The organism is Citrobacter sp. S55_ASV_140 (assembly GCF_018919505.1).
In the GTDB taxonomy this organism is placed as follows: domain Bacteria; phylum Pseudomonadota; class Gammaproteobacteria; order Enterobacterales; family Enterobacteriaceae; genus Citrobacter; species Citrobacter werkmanii.
Map to the genome: position 1 here is coordinate 22541 of NZ_JAHLQZ010000034.1, position 10866 is coordinate 33406.

Genomic DNA, 10866 nt, shown 5'->3' on the forward strand with positions numbered 1-10866 from the left:
GAAACCGGTGCAGGCGCAAATGCAAATACCGTATTTATAAATAAAATGTGTAGCTTGCACTGTCAACGCTGGGATTATGCGGATTTTTCATGCTGCAACTGCGTTGAGTAACGGTACTAATAACAACGCTGATAACGGCTATACTTTGTAGCCTCGTTTGGCGGATGCCCTGGCAATGGCATTAAAACAATCACACTTTTCTGTGACTGGCGTTACAATCGATCTCAGTCACAATTCTCAAAATCAGAAGAGTATTGCTAATGAAAAACATCAATCCAACGCAGACCTCAGCCTGGCAGGCACTACAAAAACACTTTGAAGAGATGAAAGACGTTACTATCGCCGATCTGTTCGCGAAAGATAGCGATCGTTTCACCAAATTTTCCGCGACGTTTGACGATCAGATGCTGGTGGATTTCTCCAAAAACCGCATCACTGAAGAGACGCTGGCCAAACTGCAGGATCTGGCGAAAGAGACCGATTTGGCAGGCGCCATCAAGTCCATGTTCTCCGGTGAGAAAATCAACCGTACCGAAGACCGTGCCGTGCTGCACGTGGCGCTGCGCAACCGTAGCAATACCCCAATCATCGTTGACGGCAAAGATGTGATGCCGGAAGTGAACGCGGTGCTGGAGAAGATGAAATCCTTCTCTGAAGCGATCATCTCCGGAAGCTGGAAAGGCTATACCGGCAAAGCCATTACTGATGTAGTGAACATCGGTATCGGCGGTTCCGACCTTGGTCCGTTCATGGTGACCGAAGCGCTGCGTCCGTACAAAAACCACCTGAACATGCACTTTGTGTCTAACGTCGATGGGACGCACATCGCTGAAGTACTGAAGAAAGTGAACCCGGAAACCACGCTGTTCCTGGTCGCATCTAAAACCTTCACCACCCAGGAAACCATGACTAACGCCCACAGCGCGCGTGACTGGTTCCTGGCGACCGCGGGCGACAACAAGCATGTTGCCAAACACTTCGCGGCGCTCTCCACCAACGGTAAAGCGGTTGGCGAATTCGGTATTGATACCGCTAATATGTTCGAATTCTGGGATTGGGTTGGCGGTCGTTACTCCCTGTGGTCAGCGATTGGTCTGTCGATCATCCTGTCCGTCGGTTTCGACAACTTCGTAGAGCTGCTGTCCGGCGCGCACGCGATGGACAAACATTTCTCCACTACCCCGGCGGAGAAAAACCTGCCGGTGCTGCTGGCGCTGATCGGTATCTGGTACAACAATTTCTTCGGTGCTGAAACCGAAGCGATCCTGCCGTATGACCAGTATATGCACCGTTTCGCGGCCTACTTCCAGCAGGGCAATATGGAATCCAACGGTAAATACGTGGACCGTAACGGCAATGCGGTGGATTACCAGACCGGCCCAATCATTTGGGGTGAGCCGGGGACTAACGGCCAGCATGCGTTCTACCAGCTGATCCACCAGGGTACAAAAATGGTGCCGTGCGATTTCATCGCCCCGGCTATTACCCACAACCCGCTGTCGGATCACCATCCGAAACTGTTGTCTAACTTCTTTGCTCAGACTGAAGCGCTGGCGTTCGGTAAATCTCGTGAAGTGGTTGAGCAGGAATACCGCGACCAGGGTAAAGATCCGGCAACGCTGGAACACGTGGTGCCGTTCAAAGTGTTCGAAGGCAACCGCCCAACCAACTCCATCCTGCTGCGTGAAATCACGCCGTTCAGCCTGGGGGCGTTGATTGCGCTGTATGAGCACAAAATCTTTACTCAGGGCGCAATCCTGAACATCTTCACTTTCGACCAGTGGGGCGTGGAGCTGGGCAAACAGCTGGCAAATCGCATCCTGCCGGAGCTGAATGATGATAAAGAGATTACCAGCCATGATTGCTCGACTAACGGTTTGATTAACCGTTATAAGTCCTGGCGCGCCTGATGACGCTGCGCTTATCCGGCCTACAGGCACACATTTGTAGGCCGGATAAGGCGTTTAGCCGCCATCCGGCATTAATGAAATAAAAAAGCCGATATTAATATCGGCTTTTTTATAGGATTGCTCCAGGATATCTACGCTTTTGCTTCACTCCCTAATTGAGCATAATCCTAAAATAATTAACTTAATGGAATTTCATTTCTGTTATTTTCAGAATTTACGGATATTGTATTTCTGGTGTGTATATTTTAACTGATTGATTTTACTGTTTGATGTTATTAATTAATAATAGCAATCTACTTTCATTTCTCATTATCCTAAATTCCCGCCAGTCGTAATTTGCACACTTTGGCTTGTGTATACTCGATCTCGCCCGAAATTCTTTTGGGTAAATCTCCATTCATTAAATGAAGGGAATTTGTGATGAAAAAAGTTCTGTATGGCCTTTGGGCTATATCTGCGCTTGCGGCGACCTCTGTCTATGCTGCCCCCGTTCAGGTGGGTGAGGCTGCAGGGTCGGCTGCCGCGTCGGTTTCGGCAGGAAGTTCCTCTGCCACCAGCGTGAGCACCGTAAGTTCTGCGGTGGGGGTGGCCCTTGCGGCGACCGGTGGTGGTGATGGTTCTAATACCGGAACGACAACCACGACAACCACCAGTACCCAGTAATACCGGTACGTTTAATTCTAACCACACTTCGGTGTGGTTATTTTGAATTGCCAAAAGCCTGCGGGATTTGTAGGCCGGGTAAGCGTTGCGCACCCGGCAATAATGCGGAGAAGTGTCGTGAAGCGACCAGCGCTCATATTGGTTTGCCTGTTACTACAGGCGTGCTCGGCCACCACCGAAGGGCTGGGCCATTCGCTGTGGGAGAGTGTGTTTGGTACTCCCGGCGTTCAGATGACGGATGATGAAATCCAAAACATGCCCTACGCCAGCCAGTATATGCAGCTCAATGGTGGTCCACAGCTGTTTGTCGTACTCGCGTTTGCAGAAAACGGACAACAGAAATGGGTGACTCAGGATCAGGCCATTCTCGTCACGCAGCATGGGCGCATTGTGAAAACGCAGCTCGGCGGTGACAACCTGATTGAGGTGAATAATCTGGCAGCGGACCCGCTCATCAAACCCAATCAGATAGCCGATGGCGCAACATGGACCCGCACGATGGGCTGGACTGAACATCAGCAGGTGCGCTATGCCACCGCCCGCTCTGTTTTCACATGGGATGGCACTGACAGCATTCAGGTCGGCAGCGATGAAACGCCAGTACGCATCCTTGATGAAGAGATAACGACCGATCAAACGCGCTGGCATAACCGCTACTGGATCGATAGCGAAGGGCAAATCCGTCAGTCGGAACAGTATCTGGGAGCTAACTTCTTCCCGGTGAAAACCACGCTGATTAAGGCGGCAAAATCATGATGAAACGAGCCGTAATGGCGCTGGTTTTTAGCCTGAGCGCACCCTCTGTTTTTGCTGCGGGCAATGTCAAAGTCATGATTGCAGGCAGCGCTGAACCCAAAATATTGACCGGTGCGGAGCGTCTGATCGATCTGGTTGGACAGCCGCGGCTGAGTAATAGCTGGTGGCCCGGAGCGGTCATCAGCGAAGAGCGGGCAACGGCGGCGGCAGAACGCCAGCGGCAGGCATTACTGGCTCGTCTGGCAGCGCTGAGTGCTGAAGAAAGCGGTGACGATGCGGCGGCTATCAACGCATTACGCCAGCAAATTCAGGCGCTGAAGGTGACCGGCAGACAGAACATTAACCTTGACCCGGATGTGGTGCGCGTCAGCGAGCGAGGCAACCCGCCTTTGCAGGGCAACTACACGCTATGGGTTGGATCGCAGCCAACGGATATCACATTGTTTGGTTTGCTAAGCCGTCCGGGTAAACAACCGTTTGTGCCCGGGCGTGATGTCGCCAGCTATCTCGATGGGCAAAGTCGGCTCAGCGGAGCGGATCGCAGCTACGCGTGGGTCATCTATCCCGATGGACGCTCGCAAAAAGTTCCTATCGCTTACTGGAACAAACGTCACGTTGAGCCGATGCCCGGCAGCATCATTTTTGTCGGACTCTCTGATGCCTTCTGGAGCAGTACCCCGGATGAAATCAATGCCGATATTCTTCACACCCTGACCCAGCGGATACCTGAATAATGAGAAAAACTTATCTGCTCAGCTTACTGGCGCTGGGCGTAAGCGTTGCCTGTCACGGTGAAACATGGCCTGCGCCTATTGGTCCATCCCAGTCCGATTTTGGCGGCGTAGGCCTGCTGCAAACCCCGACAGCACGGATGGCGCGTGAAGGGGAAATGAGCCTCAACTACCGTGACAACGATCAGTACCGCTACTACTCTGCGTCGGTGCAACTGTTCCCCTGGCTGGAAACCACGCTGCGCTATACCGATGTGCGTACCAAAAAATACAGCAGCGTGGAGTCATTTTCTGGCGATCAGACATACAAGGATAAAGCGTTTGATCTCAAACTGCGGCTGTGGGAAGAGAGCTACTGGATGCCGCAGGTGGCCGTTGGCGCGCGGGATATCGGCGGGACGGGTCTGTTTGATGCGGAGTATATTGTGGCGAATAAAGCCTGGGGCCCGTTTGATTTCTCGCTCGGTCTGGGCTGGGGGTATCTTGGCACCAGCGGCAACGTCAGCAATCCGTTTTGCTCATACAGCGATAAATTCTGTCATCGCGATAACAGCTACAAGCAGGCTGGTTCTATTGACGGCAGTCAGATGTTTCATGGTCCGGCATCGTTATTTGGCGGCGTGGAATATCAGACACCCTGGCAGCCGCTGCGCCTGAAACTGGAGTATGAAGGCAATAATTACCAGCAGGATTTTGCGGGCAAGCTGGATCAAAAGAGCAAGTTTAACGTCGGCGCTATCTATCGCGTCACCGATTGGGCCGACGTTAACCTCAGCTATGAGCGCGGGAACACCTTTATGTTTGGGTTCACGCTGCGGACTAACTTCAACGACTTGCGACCAAACTATAACGATAACGCCCGTCCGAAGTATCAACCACAGCCGCAGGATGCGATTCTGCAACATTCGGTAGTGGCGAATCAGTTAACGCTGCTGAAATATAACGCCGGGCTGGCGGATCCCAAAATCCAGGTGCAGGGCGATACGCTGTATGTGACCGGCGAACAGGTGAAATACCGTGATTCGCGAGAAGGGATCGAACGCGCCAATCGGATCGTGATGAACGATCTTCCCGACGGGATCCGCACGATCCGGATTACCGAAAATCGCCTTAACTTGCCGCAGGTGACGACCGAAACGGATGTTTCCAGCCTTAAGCGACACCTGGAAGGTGAGCCGCTGGGTCATGAAACACAACTGGCGCAAAAACGCGTTGAGCCCGTGGTGCCGAAAACGACCGAGCAGGGTTGGTATATTGATAAGTCTCGCTTTGATTTTCATATCGATCCGGTGCTCAATCAGTCGGTGGGCGGCCCGGAAAACTTCTATATGTACCAGTTGGGCGTAATGGGAACTGCGGATTGGTGGGTGACCGATCATCTGCTGACCACCGGGAGTTTGTTCGCCAACCTCGCCAATAACTATGACAAATTTAACTACACCAACCCGCCGCAGGATTCGCATTTACCACGCGTGCGTACTCATGTGCGCGAGTATGTGCAAAACGATGTCTACGTGAATAACCTGCAGGCCAACTACTTCCAGTCACTCGGAAACGGGTTCTACGGACAGGTTTACGCTGGTTACCTGGAGACCATGTACGGCGGGGCGGGGGCAGAAGTGTTGTATCGTCCGTTAGACAGCAACTGGGCGTTTGGCATTGACGCCAACTATGTGAAACAGCGTGACTGGCGTAGCGCGCAGGATATGATGAAATTCACCGACTACAGCGTGAAGACCGGGCATTTGACGGCTTACTGGAATCCTTCATTCGCCCAGGATGTACTGGTGAAAGCCAGCGTCGGCCAGTATCTGGCGGGAGATAAGGGTGGCACGCTGGAAATTGCCAAACGCTTCGACAGCGGTGTGGTGGTGGGCGGCTATGCGACCATCACCGACGCCTCGCCGGATGAATATGGAGAGGGCGATTTTACCAAAGGGGTGTACGTTTCCGTGCCGCTGGATCTCTTCTCTTCAGGTCCAACCCGCAGTCGTGCGGCGATTGGCTGGACACCGTTGACGCGTGACGGTGGGCAGCAGTTGGGACGTAAGTTTGGTCTGTATGATATGACCAGCGACAGAAGTGAGAACTTCCGTTAATGCTTGATCGCCCGGTGCGCTGCGCTTATCCGGCCTACATTGTCGGTCGGATAAGGCATTTATGCCGCCACCCGGCAACTTACAAACGACGCAATAATTTTGCCGGGTTGCCCGCGTACACGCCTTTCTCGGTAATCGATTTTGTCACCACGCTTCCCGCGCCGATGACTGCGCCATCGCAGATTGTGACTGCCAGAATGGTCGCCCCACTGCCGATCGAGACATCATTACCAATCGTAATTCTTCCCCAACTGGTGCGGTCGGCATTGGGTTTTCCTTGCCGAAACATATCGTTGGCGAACATCACGCCATGACCGATAAAACAGCGGGAACCGATGGTGACATATTCGCAGATGAAGGTGTGCGACTGAATTTTGCTATCTGCGCCAATCTGCGTGTTGCCCTGGATTTCAACAAATGGTCCGACAAAAACGTTGTCTTCCAGTATGCAGTCGTACAGGTTCGCCGGTTCATAAACCACCACATTCTCACCGCACGTGACGTTGCGGACAGCGGATTGACGAATATTCATCATTTATATCCTCTTAAATCTGCTTTTCCATAACGTACAAAATACTGGTCTGGGAGGCGGTAGTGAAAGCAGTTTCCTTCACAAGCGTCATCCCTTGCCGTTCATAGAACTGCCGGGCCTTAGGATTATCAGCCAGTACCTCAAGCCAGAGCCATTTTTCATCCTGCTCTTTGGCCTGGCGAATAACTTCGGCAAAAAGCTGCTCACCGTACTGTTTGCCCGTTGCATCTGGCATCAGGTAGATCTTATGTAGCAATGCCCCTGAACGCCCTTCTGGATCAATAGAGTGGCGGAGACTGTATTTGGCAAAGCCAACCGGCGCGTCGGCAAAGGCGATAAGCCAGAAGGTTCCGGGCTCGGCCAAACTGCTGGATATCGCTGGTAAGGAATATTCCTGCTCAAGATAAGCGTCGAGCTCGCTCGGGTTTTTCCACAAAGGCGCAAAGTGATGTCGATAGCTGATATAGCCCATTGCGCTTAGCAAGCTGGCATCGTCGACGGTTGCCATTTCAATCTTAAGCATTTCTATTCCGTTCAAGATGTTAGTGTCAAAAGCATTGTTGCACTATTATTGAGCTGCACAAAACATAAACAAAAAATGTAGATCTCTGTCACATTTCTGCGTTATACAGGAACCTTGTTACTGAACAGGAGGGGCCGTTATGACGTCGCTATCTCGTCCGCGCGTGGAGTTTATCTCCACCATCTTGCAGACCGTGTTGAATCTGGGGCTGTTGAGTCTGGGCCTGATCCTGGTTGTATTCCTTGGGAAAGAAACGCTACACCTGGCGGATGTACTGTTCGCGCCTGAACAGACCAGCAAGTATGAGCTGGTGGAAGGGCTGGTGGTTTACTTTCTCTATTTTGAATTTATCGCGCTGATTGTGAAGTACTTTCAGTCAGGATTTCACTTTCCGCTGCGCTACTTTGTTTATATCGGGATCACCGCAATTGTGCGGTTGATCATTGTCGATCATAAAGCGCCGATGGATGTATTGATCTATTCTGCGGCGATCCTGCTGTTAGTGATTACGCTGTGGCTGTGTAACTCTAAACGGCTGAAGCGAGAGTAAAAGACAACACGCCGCAATCCGGCTGCGGCGTGTTGTATGTCAGGGTTACTGCGCAGAGGCTGGCTGGGTTTTCTCTGCTGCGGGTTCCCACAGTTCTTCAAGTTCTTCCAGCGTTTTGCCTTTGGTTTCCGGCACGAACTTCCACATAAACAGCGCCGCCAGAATACCCATACAACCGTAAATCCAGTAGGAGAAACCGTTGTGGAAATGGGAAACCAGCCACGAATTTTTGTCCATCATTGGGAAGGTCCAGGAGACGAAGTAGTTCGCCAGCCACTGAGCGGCGACGGCAATGGCGAGCGCTTTGCCACGAATCGCGTTCGGGAAGATTTCTGCCAACAGCACCCAACAAACCGGTCCCCAGGACATGGCGAATGCGGCGACGTAAAACAGCATCGACAGCAGCGCTATCAGCCCGGAAGCCTGGGTGTAAAACGCGGTGCCAAGGCTGAACATCCCAAGAGCCATACCCAATGCGCCAATTATTTGCAGCGGTTTGCGACCAAATTTGTCCACCGTCATGATTGCCAGCACGGTGAAGCTCAGGTTGATTACGCCGACAATAATAGTCTGCAAGAGCGCCACATCGGTGCTGGCCCCTAACGTTTTAAACACTTCCGGCGCGTAGTACAGCACGACGTTAATACCGACAAACTGCTGGAAGATGGAGAGCATCACGCCGATGACGATAACGCCCACACCAAACATCAACAGGCGTCCGCCGGTCTTACGGCCATGCTCCAGTGACTGATTGATCTCCTGCATGGCCTGGGTGGCGAGGCTGTTGCCCATAATTTTGCGCAGAATGCCCTCCGCCTGCTCGTGTCTGCCACGCGCCATCAGCCAGCGCGGGCTTTCCGGTACGGTGTACAGCAGCAGTAAAAACAGCAGGGCGGGAATACTTTCGGAAGCAAACATATATCGCCAGCCATCGGTATTCAGCCAGTTAGCGTCACCGGAACGGGCAATGAAATAGTTAACGCAATACACCAGCAGTTGACCAAAAATAATGGCGAACTGGTTAAAGGAAACCAGTTTCCCACGAATATGCGCTGGAGCCAGTTCTGCAATATACATCGGTGAGAGCATTGAGGCTAAACCAACGCCAATACCACCAATGATGCGATAAATAACAAATTCGGGGACGTATCCGGCCAAATAAACAGGCACGGCATTATCTGGGTTAATCGTGGTAAATCCTAATTCTGGCCACGCAGAACCAATACCGGAAATAAAGAACAGCAGGGCGGCGATTTTCAGCGAGTCCCGGCGACCGAAGCGGTTACTGCAATAACCGCCCAGCGCACCGCCGATGATGCAGCCAATCAACGCGCTGGCAACGCAAAAGCCTAACAGCGAGTTGGCGGCGGATTCACTTAAATGTTGCGGGGCGACAAACACGGTATTTAAGGATTCTACCGTTCCGGATATGACGGCGGTGTCATAGCCGAATAATAGCCCTCCTAATGTTGCTACTAATGTAATCGAAAAAATATAACTGGAATTATATTGGGTGTTCATTCAGACCTGCCTTAGAGGATACAGCTCTTTTGATCAGTGTCGTGATGGTGGATTTAACAGGCAGGGAAGACAATTATCATTTTTTACATTGCAATTATGTTTTGTCTTTTCTGTGATCTTAATTCTGTTTAATTTGTCTGTTTTCAGGTGGTAAATATAATTGCAGTGATGGGGGCCACGAAAGGAAATAATCGTAATAGCAATGCAAAATAACATAAAAAAGGGCGCTCCGTAGAGCGCCGAATAACAGTCACAGGTTGGGATAACATAAGTTGAGGGTTGCAGTGGCATTGCCCGTTGCCGGGCAGGTACTTCGATAAAACTTAACCTTTCACACCACCCGCCGTCAGGCCGTTGACCAGCCAGCGCTGTGCCAGCAGGAACACCAGAGTAATCGGAATGGCTGAAAGTACAGCTGCGGCGGCAAAGTCGCCCCACAAGTAGTTCTGTGGATTGAGGTACTGCTGCATACCAACCGCAAGGGTGTAGCTGTTCACATCACGCAGCAGCAGTGACGCGACCGGTACTTCAGTAATAGCGGCAATGAATGACAGAATAAACACGACCGCCAGAATCGGTACGGAAAGCGGCAGCAGTACCAGGCGGAATGCCTGCCACGGTGTGGCGCCATCCAGCGCGGCCGCTTCTTCCAGCGAACCGTCGATGGTTTCAAAATAGCCCTTAATTGTCCACACATGCAGCGCGATACCGCCGAGATAGGCGAAGATCACGCCGCCGTGAGTGTTCAGGCCGATAAACGGAATGTACTGGCCCAGGCGGTCAAACAAGGCGTACAACGCGACCAGAGACAGCACCGCCGGGAACATCTGGAAGATTAGCATCCCTTTCAGCAGGGTCGCTTTACCCGGGAAGCGCATACGGGCAAAGGCGTAAGCACAAGTGGTGGAAAGCGTCACAATACCAATCGCGGTAATGGTGGCGACTTTCACCGAGTTCCACAACCACAGCAGTACCGGGAACGGCGGCGGAGTGACGCGGCCATCCGCATGTTCTACGCTAAAGCCCAGCGCCAGTTTCCAGTGTTCCCAGGAAATATTATCCGGGATCAGGCTGCCGGTAGCGAAGTTACCTTCACGCAGCGAAATGGCGATGACCATCAGCAGCGGGAACATGATCGCCGCGATAAAAATCAGCAGCCCTAAGTGCGTTGCGAATAAACGTAACTTTTGTGATTTCGGTTGGACCATAGCCATTGTCGTTATCTCCCTTAATCAAACTTCATACGTGTGGCTTTCAGGTTCACAATCGCCAGCGCGCCAACCAGCAGGAAGATCAGGGTGGCAATCGCCGCCGCCAGCCCGAAGTCCTGACCGCCGCCGCCTTCAAAGGCGATACGGTAGGTGTAGCTGACGAGCAGGTCGGTGTAACCGGCAGGCGTAGTGGTGCCAAGACGGTCCGGACCGCCGTTGGTCAACAGTTGAATCAGCACGAAGTTATTAAAGTTAAAGGCGAAGCTGGCGATCATCAGCGGCGTCAGCGGCTTGATCAGCAGCGGTAACGTAATTTTAAAGAAGTTCTGGAACGGACCCGCGCCGTCCATTGCCGAGGCTTCATACAGAT

General features: G+C 52.1%; 11 protein-coding genes. 6 read left to right on the plus strand and 5 right to left on the minus strand.

Annotated features, from left to right (window positions below; genetic code table 11):
* Nucleotides 1–260 precede the first annotated feature (260 nt).
* From pgi to KQJ18_RS08155, 5 genes are all read left to right on the plus strand, one after another.
* Nucleotides 261–1910, plus strand: coding sequence for a glucose-6-phosphate isomerase (gene pgi, locus KQJ18_RS08135; protein WP_121529825.1), 1650 nt, complete (start codon nt 261–263; stop codon nt 1908–1910).
* A gap of 420 nt (nt 1911–2330) precedes the next feature.
* A complete protein-coding gene (gene yjbE / locus KQJ18_RS08140; protein ID WP_003826562.1) occupies nt 2331–2573 on the plus strand; it encodes an exopolysaccharide production protein YjbE in 243 nt (80 codons plus the stop codon).
* A gap of 117 nt (nt 2574–2690) precedes the next feature.
* Complete coding sequence (locus KQJ18_RS08145; protein ID WP_137347428.1) at nt 2691–3329, plus strand: YjbF family lipoprotein; 639 nt, start codon at nt 2691–2693, stop codon at nt 3327–3329.
* The gene (locus KQJ18_RS08150; protein ID WP_216421806.1) at nt 3326–4063 is read left to right on the plus strand and encodes a capsule biosynthesis GfcC D2 domain-containing protein; all 738 of its coding nucleotides are present in this window, start codon (nt 3326–3328) and stop codon (nt 4061–4063) included. Before KQJ18_RS08145 ends, KQJ18_RS08150 begins: the two co-directional genes overlap by 4 nt.
* Nucleotides 4063–6159 (plus strand): YjbH domain-containing protein, encoded by a 2097-nt coding sequence (locus KQJ18_RS08155; protein WP_038636233.1) that lies wholly within the window; start codon nt 4063–4065, stop codon nt 6157–6159. The genes KQJ18_RS08150 and KQJ18_RS08155 overlap by 1 nt, the downstream gene beginning before the upstream one ends.
* Before the next feature lie 79 nt (nt 6160–6238).
* Here the strand turns inward: KQJ18_RS08155 and KQJ18_RS08160 are convergent, their stop codons facing one another.
* Nucleotides 6239–6694: an acyltransferase gene (locus tag KQJ18_RS08160; protein ID WP_038636235.1), complete on the minus strand. Its 456-nt coding sequence runs from the start codon at nt 6692–6694 to the stop codon at nt 6239–6241.
* A gap of 10 nt (nt 6695–6704) precedes the next feature.
* Nucleotides 6705–7214 (minus strand): GNAT family N-acetyltransferase, encoded by a 510-nt coding sequence (locus KQJ18_RS08165; protein ID WP_038636237.1) that lies wholly within the window; start codon nt 7212–7214, stop codon nt 6705–6707.
* Between the two features lie 139 nt (nt 7215–7353).
* Here KQJ18_RS08165 and psiE point away from each other — a divergent pair, with 139 nt between their 5' ends.
* A complete protein-coding gene (gene psiE / locus KQJ18_RS08170; protein ID WP_003031674.1) occupies nt 7354–7764 on the plus strand; it encodes a phosphate-starvation-inducible protein PsiE in 411 nt (136 codons plus the stop codon).
* Between the two features lie 45 nt (nt 7765–7809).
* Here psiE and xylE read toward each other — a convergent pair whose 3' ends face one another.
* The 3 genes from xylE to KQJ18_RS08185 form a co-directional block, all read right to left on the minus strand.
* Nucleotides 7810–9285: a D-xylose transporter XylE gene (gene xylE, locus KQJ18_RS08175; RefSeq protein ID WP_038636240.1), complete on the minus strand. Its 1476-nt coding sequence runs from the start codon at nt 9283–9285 to the stop codon at nt 7810–7812.
* Between the two features lie 323 nt (nt 9286–9608).
* Nucleotides 9609–10499 carry a maltose ABC transporter permease MalG gene (malG, locus tag KQJ18_RS08180; RefSeq protein WP_038636242.1) on the minus strand — a complete coding sequence of 297 codons (891 nt, stop codon included), beginning with the start codon at nt 10497–10499 and terminating at the stop codon, nt 9609–9611.
* Between the two features lie 14 nt (nt 10500–10513).
* Nucleotides 10514–10866 (minus strand): ABC transporter permease subunit (locus tag KQJ18_RS08185; RefSeq protein WP_216421808.1); only part of this gene is annotated, 353 nt, incomplete at its 5' end.

Bases quoted from the DNA above. Each gene is read 5' to 3' on its own strand.
- KQJ18_RS08150 (WP_216421806.1), top strand. From the start codon at position 3,326: ATGATGAAACGAGCCGTAATGGCGCTGGTTTTTAGCCTGAGCGCACCC.
- yjbE (WP_003826562.1), top strand. From the start codon at position 2,331: ATGAAAAAAGTTCTGTATGGCCTTTGGGCTATATCTGCGCTTGCGGCG.
- pgi (WP_121529825.1), top strand. From the start codon at position 261: ATGAAAAACATCAATCCAACGCAGACCTCAGCCTGGCAGGCACTACAA.
- KQJ18_RS08165 (WP_038636237.1), bottom strand. From the start codon at position 7,214: ATGCTTAAGATTGAAATGGCAACCGTCGACGATGCCAGCTTGCTAAGC.
- xylE (WP_038636240.1), bottom strand. From the start codon at position 9,285: ATGAACACCCAATATAATTCCAGTTATATTTTTTCGATTACATTAGTA.
- KQJ18_RS08160 (WP_038636235.1), bottom strand. From the start codon at position 6,694: ATGATGAATATTCGTCAATCCGCTGTCCGCAACGTCACGTGCGGTGAG.
- KQJ18_RS08155 (WP_038636233.1), top strand. From the start codon at position 4,063: ATGAGAAAAACTTATCTGCTCAGCTTACTGGCGCTGGGCGTAAGCGTT.
- psiE (WP_003031674.1), top strand. From the start codon at position 7,354: ATGACGTCGCTATCTCGTCCGCGCGTGGAGTTTATCTCCACCATCTTG.
- malG (WP_038636242.1), bottom strand. From the start codon at position 10,499: ATGGCTATGGTCCAACCGAAATCACAAAAGTTACGTTTATTCGCAACG.